This is a genomic window from Microvirga calopogonii (genome assembly GCF_003347665.1).
Lineage (GTDB): Bacteria > Pseudomonadota > Alphaproteobacteria > Rhizobiales > Beijerinckiaceae > Microvirga > Microvirga calopogonii.
Genome location: NZ_QDGA01000128.1, coordinates 1 through 12,420 on the forward strand (window position 1 = coordinate 1; position 12,420 = coordinate 12,420).

Below are 12,420 nucleotides of genomic sequence, written 5' to 3' on the forward strand. Positions count from 1 at the left end.
GAGCTTGAACACCATCAGCCGGGCGGTGGTCGGCGACAACGAGCCCTTGGTGCGCACGGTCCGGTGCCGGACCGTCGCGAACACGCTCTCGATTGGGTTTGTAGTCCGCAGATGGATCCAATGCTCAGCCGGCCAATCGAAGAAGGCCAGCAGCGCCCGCTGGTCCTTGCGCACGCACTCCACGGCTTTCGGATAGCGCGCCTGATAGGCTTCAGCGAACAGATCGATGGCGACCTCGGCCTGGGCTCGTGTCGGCGCGAGATAGATCTCCCGCAGGGCCACCTTCATGCCGGGCTGCACCGATTTCGGCACCTTGTTGAGCACGTTGGCGGTCTTGTGCAGCCAACAGCGTTGATGGTGCGTGCCGGGAAAGAGTTCGTCGAGCGCCTTCCAGAAGCCGAGAGCTCCATCCCCGACAGCGATCCGGGGCAGGACGGACAAACCCCGCCGCTTGATCTCGACCAGAAGCTCGCGCCAGCTCTGGGCGCTCTCGCGCACGCCGGCCTGGAAGCCGATCAGCACCAGGATGCACTCGGCCTGATCCGCCATCCGGGCTTGGAGGTAGACGCCGTCAGCCCAGACATACACGTAGTGCCGCGCCGAGAGATCACGGGCCTGCCAGCGCTCGTCCTCGGCCTGCCATTCGCCGGTTAGCCGGCCGATCACCGAAGGTGAGAGGTTGGGCGCATCCTTGCCGAGCAAGGCTGCCAAAGCCTCCTGGAAGTCGCCGGTCGAGAGCCCGCGCAGGTACAGGACCGGCAGCAACGCGTCCAAGCTCTTCGTCCGCCGCGCCCATTTCGGCAGGATCGCCGAGGTAAAGCGGATGCGGTCGGCCTCGCCCGTGGCGCCGCGGTCGCGGATCTTGACCCGGCTGACTTCCACCGGGCCGATGCCGGTCTGGAGCGTGCGCTCGGGCCCATGCCCGTGTCGGACCAGGCGTTCACGCCCGTCCGGCAGCTTCAGCTCGCGCATGCTGGCGAGATAGGCCTCGGCTTCGATCTCGATGGCCTGGGCCAGCAACTTGCGGGCGCCAGTTCGCAGAATATCGGTCAGGGGATCGTCAATCGTGTCGGGCTGACGAAGGCGGACAATGGTGGTAGTGTCGGTCATGACGTATCGCTCTTCTTGAAGAGGTTCTGGCAGGCTGGACACCCGCCTCGATACGTCGCCTTTCTCAAACCGTCATCACCCACATTCCGAAATAACTCCCAATGACCGGGCGGTGATCCGGCTGGTGGGAGCGCTGATGCTGGAGCAGAATGACGAATGGGCGGTGAGCCGGCGCTACATGTCGCTGGAAAGTCTGAGCCAGTTGAGCGATGATCCCGTTCGCAGGCTCTCCGCCGTGAGCGCCTGATCATCCCGGCTCAGCCGAGGACTGGCGCTCTTACACCACGCCACGGGGCACGATCGGGTTACGCTGATCCGTTTTTGGACTCACACATACACTCCATATTCAATCTGGCCGATCAATGTCAGGACGCTCTCGGTTTCACCTTGGAGGATCAGGTCCAGGGGCACGGCCTGTAGCACTTGGTTGTATTCGACAAGCCACAGCACCCCCGCCTTGCCAAAGGCCTCTGTTGCCTTCCCAATGACTGTGGCGATCTCCGGCTCGGATCCCTCAAGTGATCTGAGACGCTTGATCTTGCTCTCAAGATGGGCAATCGCCTCGACGACCAGCGGGTCTGTGATCAGCGCAGTGTACGGTGTGAACACTTGGTCAACGTCGACAGTCATCTGCGTACTTATCCTCATCCTCAAGGGTTCGACTTGGCTGTCCTTGGTTGCCGTGCCATGTCCGTGATCCAACGCCGGGTACGTCTCGTCCGTCGACTGTCCGCGCTGCGGATCCTCTCCACGGGTCGCCCGAGCGACATGCTTCTTCAGCGGATTGGCCGCTGCGTAAGCGACAGCCAGATCCAGATGGTGCTCCCGGATAGTGGGGTAAGCCGCCAATATGCGATCGCGCGCGATCCCTGCTTTCACAGACGCTGCCAGATCATAGACCAGAACGCGGGTTCCCTTGATGACCGGCATGCCCCACAGGATTTCTGGGTCCGCCACGATCACATTGTCAGTCATTCCGTTAAATCCGTATTCGTTCGTAGGATCCAACCCGAGGAGTGTAACCGGCCGCCTGCGGCCTGATCCATCAGCCTCCACAGCTTCGACTTCAGTGGTTGAGATCGCGCGCTCCCCTCCACGCATCTGTCATGGCATTCATCTTACCCGTCTCTGATCTCGTAGCCACGTCGGCGCTTTCGCTGAAGCCAGGTCTCAAGAGCTTCCACGGCCCTTGACCGGGTTTCATAAAGTTCAATCCGCGTCTGACCAGACCGGCCGATGCGGCCCCATTGGCGGATCAGAGCGGCATCACCGAACAGGCTGGTCTCGATCGACAGTACATAGTAGCGGGCCATGTTGCAGCTGGGATCATACCGGTCGAGCACCAGGTACTGGATCGTGTCTTCGGACATGTCTCCATGGTGCGCAAAGCTTGAGGCGAGGTCCAATCAAAGTCGTGAATCCATTGCGGCGCAACGATTCACATCCGTGATGTAACCTCTTAGGTCACTCTCTTTCGGGCGGTGTAAAGGTTCATCATGCCCTCCCCTATTAGTTTCTACCATGACACGCTCGCTTACGACTTCGCCTACCCGATGGTTACGACCGCGCGAGCATCAGACCAGTCCTCTTACGACATTCTTCGCCTCCTCATGGCGAGGAGCTCGACGGCGAGGTCGATCTTGCCGGTTTTGACCATGCGGGTGAGTGCGCGGAAGTAGCCGCCCGGGTTCTTGATCCGGCTCTCGCCGCCGTTTTTGGCCACATCATCCTCGTAGAGCTGCAGGGTGTAGATCACCGCGATCGCTGCCCTGACGGTGCCGATGTCCTCCACCGCCTCGGCCCAGGCGCTTTCATGCGCCCCAAGGGAAGCGCGCAGGTAGCGGCCGGCCGAGACGATGTCGGCCAGATCCCGCACGGGCAGGCCGTAGTCACTGAGGGTCGGGCAGGCCTCAAGGATCAATTCCGGTGATAGATGCTCTGCCGGTTGTTCGGTTGAACGAACCGGCTCAGCTTTCTTCGGAAAGCCTTTGTTACAAGGCTCGCTAGGAGATCCGTTGTTGTTATTAGTGTGACGGCACTGAGTTCCGCCATAGCCTGTTCGATAATACGCTTCTTCGCATGCACTCCTGAGGGATTTCCACTCGTCCAGAATATCGATCGGCATAGCCTTCGTGCTGCGCAACGGGGTCCGCGCCAGCAACCCTCTAAGCCGCTCCTCGAGATCAGAGCGATCCAGATCTGGGAACTCCCGTGACAGGCTCCCGAGCGCCTCCTGGGCGGCTCGTCTGGCGATCGTAATCTCGTCAAAGGTGCGCTTGCGGACTTCCCTGGCCTGCTTCTGCTCGATCAGACGCTCGGCCCACACCCCTCGCCTGGCATAGACTGGGGTCAGATCGAAGCCAAAGGCATCGACGATCTCGCCGGCTAAGTCTTTGACGGCATAGCGCTTCCCGTTCGGAGACTCCTTGGGGACAATCAGTTGCTGGTCGATGAGGACACGGAAAGCCTTGCGGATTCCCCTCTCAGACATCCCCGTTCGGCTGACCAAATAATCGTTGGAGGGCCAGACCAGAAGTCGCTCCCACCCCTGCTCGCCCCAGCAGGCGACGAGCTCAGACAGAACCGACCGGGGGCCATTCCGCAGTTCCAAGGCTTTGGCAGCGTCTCGGGCAGCCGCGGATAGTTCTTTACGCGTCACTGTACGCCCGGAATCGAGCGCGAGTTCTCTCGCGACCAGAGCGGCATGTCTCAGCCGCCGGCCTCCTGACGATGCAACCTGCATCGCTCCCTCCATGTTGAGGGCAAAGCGAGAGCGTTCACCGAAACCGATGCTCTTGACAGTCAGCTTGTCGGGATGGCATAAGGATGTCGCTAAACATTTCCGAATGCCCACCCCTCGCGGTGGTCTCCAAAGGCCCTCGAAGTTTCCAGCTTCGTGGGCCTTTTGCTTTGCCTAGGTTACGTCACCGTGTTTGGCTCCTTCCGAACAAAGGTGGTCTCAAGGGCATGGTTGATGGCTTCCTGGCGCGTTTTGAAGCGTCCGCGCTCGACTAAGTCGTCGATCTCATCGCTGATGAGCTTCGGTATCCAGACATTCGTCTCCCGATCCCCACGCTCGCGGCGGGATCGGCGAAAGCGCTGTACGCGCTGGATACCTTTCTGATCAGGCATGACATCCACCTATGTCACTCGTGACGTAACGAGGAATGCCCGATTCTGAGTTGGCTGTGGAGTCGCGCGTCAAGAATCCATTCACAATAGATCGATTCAGCGGTGGGAAACTTCTTTGGCTAGAATCATTTAGCCGAAAATGCCGAGTCAATTCGCATGTAAAAGCCCGGTTCCGGGTGATTCGGAGTTACGCACTTGATTCGAGAAAGCTCAGTATTCAGCCTGGGTCTCGTTTGATGGCTCGCAATTATGATTCGAGAATGGGCGGCTGCATGTGATTAAGAACTGTTAACGGAACCATCTTGCGGCCTGGATATTTGAATTAGATTCTGGAGCATCGGCCCAAAGGTCGGCTTGCACTTTCGGGATGCATCCGATGCTCCAGTCCTTGAAGTACGCAGCGCTGGTGCGGAGAACCGGATCCACGGTACGCTGACGCAGTCCCTCGGGTCCGCGCGATAGGCTGGATCGCGTTGAGGAGGTCCCTGTCATGAATGAGCAGACCCGAGTGCCGGAGCGTGACCAGTCCCAGAGCCGTGAGCCGGCCAATGCCCCTAACGAGCGGCCCCGCTTCGAGACCACTGATCCGGCCACGGGGCAAAGCGGGCGAGCTTATGAGGGACACACGCGGGATGAGGCCCTAGGGATCGCGCAGGAAGCCCGCCAAGCCTTCGAGGACTGGCGGCGCACGTCCTTCTCCCACCGGGCCGGGCTTATGAGGGAGGCCGCGGCGGTGCTGCGGCGCCGGAAGGCTGAATTCGCCGAGACCATGACGGTCGAGATGGGCAAGACCCAGAAGGAAGCCTTGGCCGAGATCGAGAAATGCGCATTCAACTGCGACCACTTCGCCGAGAATGCCGAGCGCTACCTCGCCCGTGAGCCGGTGGACCTCGGCGGGCCCAAAACCTTTGTGACCTATAATCCAATCGGTGTGGTGCTTGCGGTCATGCCGTGGAATTTTCCGTTTTGGCAGGTGTTCCGCTTCGCCGCGCCCGCACTTATGGGCGGCAACGCGGCGGTGCTGAAGCATGCGAGCAACGTGCCAGGCTGTGGTCTTGCCATCGAGAGCGTGTTCCGCGAGGCAGGCTTTCCTGACCACCTCTTCCGGACCCTGCTCATCCCGAGCCGGGACGTGCGTGCCCTCATCGAGGCGCCCGCGATTGCCGCCGTAACGCTGACCGGCAGCGTCGCGGCCGGCCGGCAGGTGGCGGGGGCCGCCGGCGCGGTGCTCAAGAAGAGCGTGCTCGAACTCGGCGGCTCCGACGCCTATCTTGTGCTCGACGATGCCGATATAGCGAAGGCTGCACGCGTCTGTGCCGCGGCCCGTATGGTCAATGGTGGGCAAAGCTGCATCGCCGGCAAGCGCTTCATTGTGCAAAGAAGTGTGCGCGAGGCCTTCGAACGTGCCTTCGTCGAAGCTATGACGCCCTACGCGATGGGTGATCCTCGCGACGAGGCGACGAAGCTCGGGCCGCTCCAGAGCGTGAAGGCTCGCGACGAGATCCACGATCAGGTGCGAAAGAGCATCGATAAGGGCGCGCACCTGCTGCTGGGGGGTGAGGTCCCAGATCGCCCGGGCGCGTGGTATCCGGCGACGGTGCTGACCGATGTACGCCCCGGCATGCCGGCCTATGACGAGGAGGTGTTCGGGCCGGTGGCGGCAATCATTGAAGCGGCCGATGAGGCGGAGGCGATCCGCATCGCCAATGCGTCGCCCTTCGGCTTAGGCTCGGGTGTTCTGACCGAGAACCTGGAACGGGGTGAGCGGATCGCGTCTGAGGAACTGGAGGCTGGAATGAGCTTTGTGAACGCCAATGTGCGCTCCGACCCACGGATCCCATTCGGTGGGGTGAAGCAGTCTGGCTATGGGCGCGAATGCTCCTATTTCGGCATCCGCGAGTTCACCAACATCAAGACCGTGCTGGTCGACAGCTAGTGTTCTGTCACTGACGGGTGATTCCGAAATCTGGTCTCACGTGCGATGCTGCCGGGATGGGTAAGATCGAACGCATTGAGGTTCCGGCTGCTGATCGGGATCGCCTGGAGACCCTGGTCCGCGACCGCAATACATCCCAGAAGGTTGTCTGGCGGGCTCGGATTGTTCTGCTGACGGGCGAGGGCCTGCGCGCCACTGAGGTGGCTGCGCGCGTCGGCACGAGCACTCTAACGGTAAGGCGCTGGCGCCGTCGCTATGCGCAGGCTGGTGTAGAGGGGCTTCTCAAGGACGCCACCCGCCCGCCGGGGCGCGAGCCTCTTTCGACCGCCTTGATCCAGCGGGTTGTCGACATGACCCTGCATGACAAACCAGCGACATCACTGTGAGACCTGCTGGCTGGCCATGACCACTCCACGCAGCGCGGCTGCGCAACCCAGACCAGCTCCGCCGCGCTGCTCCCCATGTACTACGGCAGCGAATTCGTGGCCAAAGCTGTCCGCGAGTGGATCACGGCTGTGGGTGCCAAGACCGCTTACATCGAGCCGGGCAGCCCGTGGGAGAACGGTTACTGCGAGAGCTTCAACTCGAAGCTCCGGGACGAACTGCTGAAAGGCGAAATCTTTTACACCCTCAAGGAGGCTCAGATTGTGATTGAAAATTGGAGGCGCCACTACAATACCGTGCGCCCACATTCCTCGTTGGGCTACAGACCGCCCGCACCCGAGACAGTGCTATGGCCGGCTGCGCAACCCCGGCCAACTCCGCCGACCACCCCAACCGTAGCGCCACGACCGATCATGCACTAATATTGACACCGGACCACCTCGTGGGGGCTGGCCACCTGACCCGGCGGCCCTGTCATCCAAGGGCTGGATGCCCGAGGCATGGCCCCCGTCCGTAGAGCTCCCCTTGGAAGCTGCCCAGGTGTTGGTGCGGGCGGGCAACACCGAGCGGCCATCGGCTCTCCGGTCCCATCACGTCACACCTTGACCATAAAGGTGCCGCGACTGAGGGCCCGGTCCCATTGACCGAAAGGAGAACTCGATTGTCGTTATCCCTCACCCGGCGGACGCTGCTCGCTGGATTGCCTCTCTCGCTGACGGCCTGCGTCTCGGCCGGCCGCTCCCCTCCCTCGAAGCCGGCCGTCGACCCCGGCGTGGCGGCGATGTACACCGCACTGACCGATGAGCCGCACCTGGTGCCGGTCGTCGATGTCAGCCGGGTCCCGCCGCAATACGTCCGGCAGGTCGTCGCCTTCCAGGGGCCGGAACAGCCCGGCAGCATCGTCGTCGATCCCTCGCGACGGTTCCTCTATCTCGTGCAGGAGAACGGGACGGCGCTGCGTTACGGCTGCGGCGTCGGCAAGGCCGGCTTCGACTACCAAGGCAGTGCCGTGGTCGGGCGCAAGGCCGCGTGGCCACGCGCTGGACGCCCACGCCCAACATGATCAAGCTCGAGCCGGAGCGCTATGGTCCCTATGCCGGCGGCGTCGAGGGCGGCCTCGCGAGTCCGCTTGGCGCTCGGGCCCTGTACCTGTACCTGTACCGGGACGGGCGCGACACGCTCTACCGCATCCATGGCACGCACGAGCCCGACACCATCGGCCAGTCGGTCTCCATCGGCTGCATCCGCCTCTTCAACCAGGATATCGTCGACCTGCATCGCCGCGTGCCCGTGGGCACCAGCGTCACGGTGCTGGATGGCGATGCAGAGGACAGGACGCTACCGTCCAACGGTGCCGTAGGAGTCTGATCACTCACCCGTGAACAACACAATTCGGCCACAAACAAAGGCGAATTGACCTAGCCGCCAAGAGCGCGGACCTCAACCCTCAACAAGCTGAATCACGCGCTTACCATGCGGACGATAGAACTCATTCGTCTTGTAGAGAGATGGCAAATTATCGATGCTCGGCTTTATTTGTTCCAGGAGGCCCTGAACGCTGCCAATCACGATGTAAGCAATGCCCATCAGCCGTTCTTCAATGCCTCTTTAAGCATACTTCCAGTTCCTCAACCGGAGGCAGCTGACGGCAATAGCATACTTCCTTGGATGCCGCCGGACGTCGAAAGGGAGGAAGCTTTTCTTCAGCTTCTTCACAGCCTCCTGGATGCCATCGACACAACAGGCTCCTACGTCATGGACTTCCAAACGGAGATGCAAAACCTCCTTCTCGGGGAGTTGTTCCAGCACAAAGCCCGAATTCGCGTGCCCCTTGATCCTTCGAAACTAGTGCTTCGCTTGGATGACTACGGTCGCCTAATGGATCATTTCGACAAAGAAAGCGCCTGGGGCAAGTACAGAGCGAAGTTGCATCAAGAAACCCTCGAACGGTTGGCAAGAACATAGACAGGTAACCGCACAACTTCGAAGGTAGAATACGGGATAGGCGCTCCGTTGGCCTGCACTAATGCAGCGCCTGGATTAATTGCTTTGCATGCTAGGCGTGCAGCAGAGACTCATTACGGGCCAATGTCTGCTTAACTGGGCAATGCTGACGAAGCGTCAACGTCTCAGATGTGCCAAAAGCGGCCATTCGTCATATTTCGATCGGTCAGGGAAGCGCCGCCCGCAATTGGATTGCTCAAGGCGTTGAGCCGGTCAGCTCAACGCTCGCGCTCAGGATTAAGCACGCTTGATCGCATTGGTTCTACGTCGATGCGTGATGACAGAGTCGGAGTCCGGCTCTCACACAGACACTGTTACTTATTGCTCAAGTACATAAGTGCCTGGGGCATCCTGCACAGGCGGATATTTCGCGCTGCCCATCCGGGGCGGTGGCCCTTTCCGCCCCGAACGGGCTGACAGCCAGGCGGTCCAATCAGGCCACCAGCTCCCCTCGTGCCGCGTGGCGTGCTGCAGCCACTCCTCGGGGCTACCCGCGGAGGCATTGCTTGTCTCCAACGTCCAATAGGTGCCTTTGCCACCGGGTGGATTGATGATCCCGGCAATGTGGCCACTGGAAGCACGGACGAACCGCACGTTCCCGCCGAACAGCTGCGTGATGCGCCAGGCTGCGTCCCAGGGCACGATGTGGTCCTTGTCCGCCCCCACGGCATAGGTGTCCTGGCGAATGCGGCCGAGATCGATCGCTTCACCCTTGAGCGTGACCTTGCCCGGCTCGATCAGATTGTTCTCAACATAGGTGTTGCACAGGTACCAGCTGTGGGCAGCACGCGCCATCCGGGTGCCGTCGCTGTTCCAGTACAGAAGGTCAAACGCGGGCGGCTTGCTGCCCATCAGGTAGTTGTTGACCACATTGGCCCAGATCAGATCGTTTGAGCGCAGCAGGTTGAACATGTTGGCCATCTCGCGGCTGTCGAGATAGCCGCGCTCCATCATCTGCTGTTCGATCAGGTCAATTCCGGGCTCGTCCATGAAGACGGCGGTGTCGCCTACGCGTGAGAAATCCTGCAAAGAGACCATGAAGCTGGCCGAGTTGAACCGCTTGTCACCCTTGGCCGCGAGGACCGCCAACGTCATCGTCAGCAGCGTCCCACCGATGCAGTAACCCATGGCGTTGAGGGTCGGACTGCCCGTAATCTCGCAGACCACATCGCTGGCCTCGAGCGGCCCGAGGTCCATGTAGTCCTCGACGCCAATCTCATCCATGGACGCATCCGGGTTCTTCCAGGAGACCAGGAAGACCGTGAAGCCCTGCTCGACCAGGTAGCGCACCAGGCTGTTCTTCGGCTGCATGTCGAGGATGTAGTACTTGTTGATCCAGGGCGGCAGGATCAGCAGTGGCGTCTTGTGCACTCGCGGGGTTGTGGGCGCATACTGGATCAGCTCCATCAGGTGATTGCGGTGGACCACCTTTCCGGGCGTGAGGGCAAGGTTCCGTCCCGGCGCGAAAGCCTCCGTGTCGACCATGCTGAGCCGCCCGGCCTGGAGGTCGGCGATCAGGTTGGCGGCGCCGGCCGCAATACTTGTCCCACCGGTCTCGATCGCTTTTCGAAGGGCAACGGGGTTCGATAACAGGATCAGAGCGGGGCTCATCGCGTCCACGAACTGGCGGAGATGGAAGTTGATGCGCTGCTGCTCGGCCTCGTCCATGCCCTCCACGTCGCCCTGTTGCAGGAGCCAGTCTGACGCGAGCAGGTAGATCTGCTGAAGGGTGCGATAGGCTGGGTTGGTATGCCACTCGGGGGCAGCAAACCGCTTGTCTTTGGTAGCGGGAGCGGCCCCGTCCGTTGACGATAGGCCAGCGAGGGCGAGCCAGTGCTGCCCTGCCTCTTGCCAGGCATCAAGAGCGGAGCGCCACAGATCCTGATTGAGGTCTGCTAAGGCGAGGGCTGTTGTCGGCTTGTTGAGCGACCGCGTCCAGACAATCCGTAACGCTCGCGCGATCTCGGCCCAGTCGACTGGCACGACCTCGCGCAAGGGATTGGCATTCCACATCTGGTCGATGGAGCGGAGTGTCGGATCCTTTGCGAGACTGTCGTGAAACCGACTGATGCCTCCGGTCAGCATGCTGGAAGCAGGATTATCGGCTGCAATCTCCCACCACGACCTAGAGGGATTCGACAAGACACGCGTCGAGGCGGACAGTTGGTCCATCCAGGAGGCCCATATGCCCAGCATCACATCGGGTCCGGGCACATTCGAGCCTATCGTTGCTTGGGCTCGATCCTCAACTTCGCCTGCCATAGGCTTCCTCCTAAGGTATCAAGTGCCTTGACTCCTGGATACTAGTCTCGGTTCCTCCGGCGTGCCCACACGAAGTAGATGAGGTCACAGGATCTCAGATGCTCTTCAAGATCTCGTCGACCACCTTCTTGGCGTCGCCGAAGAGCATCATGGTGTTGTCGCGGAAGAACAGCTCGTTCTCGACGCCGGCATAGCCCGATCCCATGCCGCGCTTGATGAACAGCACGGTCTTGGCGCGCTCCACGTCGAGGATCGGCATGCCGAAGATCGGCGAGGACGGGTCGGTCTTCGCCGCCGGGTTCGTCACGTCATTGGCGCCGATGACGAAGGCGACGTCGGCCTGCGCGAACTCACCGTTGATGTCCTCGAGCTCGAACACCTCGTCGTACGGAACGTTGGCTTCCGCCAGCAGCACGTTCATGTGGCCCGGCATGCGGCCCGCCACCGGGTGGATGGCGTACTTCACCTCCACGCCTTCGCTTTTAAGCTCGTCGGCCATCTCGCGAAGCGCGTGTTGCGCCTGGGCGACCGCCATGCCGTAGCCCGGCACGATGATGACCTTGGCGGCGTTCTTCATGATGAAGGCTGCATCGTCCGCCGAGCCCTGCTTCACGGGGCGCGTCTCGACCGCGCCGCCTGCGGCAGCCGCCGTCTCGCCGCCGAAGCCGCCGAGGATCACCGAGATGAAGGAGCGGTTCATGCCCTTGCACATGATGTAGGACAGGATCGCGCCCGAGGAGCCGACCAGCGCGCCGGTGATGATGAGCGCGAGGTTGCCGAGGGTGAAGCCGATGCCCGCCGCCGCCCAGCCGGAATAGGAGTTGAGCATCGACACGACCACCGGCATGTCGGCGCCGCCGATGGGGATGATCAGCGTCACGCCGAGCACGAAGGAGACAAGCACGATCAGCCAGAAGGCCGCGTGGCTCTCGGTGCGGATGAAGAACACGAGCAGCACGAGAAGCAACAGACCGAGGCCAATGTTGATGAGATGCCGGCTCGGCAGCAGGATCGGCTTGCCGGACATGCGCCCGTCAAGCTTCAGAAACGCGATCACGGAGCCGGTGAAGGTGATGGCCCCGATGGCGACGCCGAGCGCCATTTCGAACAGCGAGCCGCCATGGATGGTACCGACCGAGCCGATGCCGAAGGCCTGCGGTGCGTAGAGGGCGCCCGCCGCCACCAGCACGGCCGCGAGGCCGACCAGGGAGTGGAAGGCGGCCACAAGCTGCGGCATGGCCGTCATCGGCACCCGCCGGGCGACCACGGCGCCGATGCCGCCGCCGATGGCCAGCCCCAGGATCACCAGAGCCCAGCCGCCGAACCCGCTCGGCGGGGAGACGAACAGGGTAGTGAGGATGGCGATTCCCATACCCACCATGCCGTAGAGGTTGCCCTGCCGGGACGTGGTCGGATGGGACAGCCCGCGCAGCGCCAGGATGAACAGGACGCCGGAGACGAGGTAGAGGATCGAGGCTAGATTGGCCGACATCGCCTCATCCCTTCTTGCGGTACATGGCAAGCATGCGCTGGGTCACCAGGAAGCCGCCGAAGATGTTGATGCTGGCGAGGACGAGGCCGACGAAGCCGAG

The 12,420-nt window shown here is 61.7% G+C and carries 13 protein-coding genes and 2 pseudogenes; 7 read left to right on the forward strand and 8 right to left on the reverse strand.

The window, feature by feature from the left end:
• The coding region (locus DDF70_RS32580) for an IS256 family transposase (protein ID WP_114948759.1) at positions 1–1,110 on the reverse strand (1,110 nt) is incomplete at its 3' end.
• Positions 1,111–1,201: 91 nt separating this feature from the next.
• On the opposite strand from DDF70_RS32580, the pseudogene DDF70_RS32585 reads away from it, so the two are divergent.
• Positions 1,202–1,357 (forward strand): annotated as a pseudogene (locus tag DDF70_RS32585) (IS256 family transposase); the annotation flags it as partial.
• A gap of 80 nt (positions 1,358–1,437) precedes the next feature.
• Here DDF70_RS32585 and DDF70_RS32590 read toward each other — a convergent pair.
• The 4 genes from DDF70_RS32590 to DDF70_RS32605 form a co-directional block, all read right to left on the reverse strand.
• The gene (locus DDF70_RS32590; protein ID WP_162820844.1) at positions 1,438–2,085 is read right to left on the reverse strand and encodes a DUF433 domain-containing protein; all 648 of its coding nucleotides are present in this window, start codon (positions 2,083–2,085) and stop codon (positions 1,438–1,440) included.
• A 143-nt stretch (positions 2,086–2,228) separates the two neighbouring features.
• Complete coding sequence (locus DDF70_RS32595) at positions 2,229–2,480, reverse strand: WGR domain-containing protein (RefSeq protein WP_114948761.1); 252 nt, start codon at positions 2,478–2,480, stop codon at positions 2,229–2,231.
• Positions 2,481–2,698: 218 nt separating this feature from the next.
• On the reverse strand, positions 2,699–3,865 hold the full coding sequence (repC, locus tag DDF70_RS32600) for a plasmid replication protein RepC (protein ID WP_342633971.1): 1,167 nt from the start codon (positions 3,863–3,865) through the stop codon (positions 2,699–2,701).
• A gap of 164 nt (positions 3,866–4,029) precedes the next feature.
• Positions 4,030–4,242 carry a ribbon-helix-helix domain-containing protein gene (locus DDF70_RS32605; RefSeq protein WP_245435744.1) on the reverse strand — a complete coding sequence of 71 codons (213 nt, stop codon included), beginning with the start codon at positions 4,240–4,242 and terminating at the stop codon, positions 4,030–4,032.
• Positions 4,243–4,732: 490 nt separating this feature from the next.
• Here DDF70_RS32605 and DDF70_RS32610 point away from each other — a divergent pair, with 490 nt between their 5' ends.
• The 6 genes and pseudogenes from DDF70_RS32610 to DDF70_RS37210 all read left to right on the forward strand — a co-directional run bounded on the left by DDF70_RS32610 (position 4,733) and on the right by DDF70_RS37210 (position 8,527).
• Complete coding sequence (locus DDF70_RS32610) at positions 4,733–6,178, forward strand: NAD-dependent succinate-semialdehyde dehydrogenase (RefSeq protein ID WP_114948763.1); 1,446 nt, start codon at positions 4,733–4,735, stop codon at positions 6,176–6,178.
• Positions 6,179–6,234: 56 nt separating this feature from the next.
• Positions 6,235–6,564: a helix-turn-helix domain-containing protein gene (locus tag DDF70_RS32615; RefSeq protein ID WP_114948764.1), complete on the forward strand. Its 330-nt coding sequence runs from the start codon at positions 6,235–6,237 to the stop codon at positions 6,562–6,564.
• A gap of 84 nt (positions 6,565–6,648) precedes the next feature.
• A pseudogene (locus tag DDF70_RS32620) lies at positions 6,649–6,984 on the forward strand (integrase core domain-containing protein); the annotation flags it as partial.
• Between the two features lie 239 nt (positions 6,985–7,223).
• The gene (locus tag DDF70_RS39390; protein WP_425374138.1) at positions 7,224–7,625 is read left to right on the forward strand and encodes a L,D-transpeptidase; all 402 of its coding nucleotides are present in this window, start codon (positions 7,224–7,226) and stop codon (positions 7,623–7,625) included.
• Positions 7,622–7,930: a L,D-transpeptidase gene (locus tag DDF70_RS39395; RefSeq protein ID WP_425374139.1), complete on the forward strand. Its 309-nt coding sequence runs from the start codon at positions 7,622–7,624 to the stop codon at positions 7,928–7,930. The genes DDF70_RS39390 and DDF70_RS39395 overlap by 4 nt, the downstream gene beginning before the upstream one ends.
• A 105-nt stretch (positions 7,931–8,035) precedes the next feature.
• Positions 8,036–8,527, forward strand: coding sequence for a hypothetical protein (locus DDF70_RS37210; RefSeq protein WP_162820845.1), 492 nt, complete (start codon positions 8,036–8,038; stop codon positions 8,525–8,527).
• A gap of 357 nt (positions 8,528–8,884) precedes the next feature.
• On the opposite strand, the gene DDF70_RS32635 is transcribed toward DDF70_RS37210, so the two are convergent.
• The 3 genes from DDF70_RS32635 to DDF70_RS32645 form a co-directional block, all read right to left on the reverse strand.
• Positions 8,885–10,651 (reverse strand): PHA/PHB synthase family protein, encoded by a 1,767-nt coding sequence (locus DDF70_RS32635; protein WP_245435745.1) that lies wholly within the window; start codon positions 10,649–10,651, stop codon positions 8,885–8,887.
• A 271-nt stretch (positions 10,652–10,922) separates the two neighbouring features.
• Entirely contained in the window at positions 10,923–12,320 is a 1,398-nt protein-coding gene (locus tag DDF70_RS32640) for an NAD(P)(+) transhydrogenase (Re/Si-specific) subunit beta (protein ID WP_114948767.1), read from the reverse strand.
• Between the two features lie 4 nt (positions 12,321–12,324).
• On the reverse strand, positions 12,325–12,420 hold a 96-nt coding region (locus DDF70_RS32645; protein WP_170316085.1), incomplete at its 5' end, for a proton-translocating transhydrogenase family protein.

Coding starts and splice junctions, on each gene's coding strand:
- DDF70_RS32635 (WP_245435745.1), bottom strand. CDS start 10,651: ATGCTGACCGGAGGCATCAGTCGGTTTCACGACAGTCTCGCAAAGGAT.
- DDF70_RS32610 (WP_114948763.1), top strand. CDS start 4,733: ATGAATGAGCAGACCCGAGTGCCGGAGCGTGACCAGTCCCAGAGCCGT.
- DDF70_RS37210 (WP_162820845.1), top strand. CDS start 8,036: ATGCGGACGATAGAACTCATTCGTCTTGTAGAGAGATGGCAAATTATC.
- DDF70_RS32590 (WP_162820844.1), bottom strand. CDS start 2,085: ATGACTGACAATGTGATCGTGGCGGACCCAGAAATCCTGTGGGGCATG.
- DDF70_RS32605 (WP_245435744.1), bottom strand. CDS start 4,242: ATGCCTGATCAGAAAGGTATCCAGCGCGTACAGCGCTTTCGCCGATCC.
- DDF70_RS32615 (WP_114948764.1), top strand. CDS start 6,235: ATGGGTAAGATCGAACGCATTGAGGTTCCGGCTGCTGATCGGGATCGC.
- DDF70_RS32640 (WP_114948767.1), bottom strand. CDS start 12,320: ATGTCGGCCAATCTAGCCTCGATCCTCTACCTCGTCTCCGGCGTCCTG.
- repC (WP_342633971.1), bottom strand. CDS start 3,865: ATGGAGGGAGCGATGCAGGTTGCATCGTCAGGAGGCCGGCGGCTGAGA.
- DDF70_RS39395 (WP_425374139.1), top strand. CDS start 7,622: ATGATCAAGCTCGAGCCGGAGCGCTATGGTCCCTATGCCGGCGGCGTC.
- DDF70_RS32595 (WP_114948761.1), bottom strand. CDS start 2,480: ATGTCCGAAGACACGATCCAGTACCTGGTGCTCGACCGGTATGATCCC.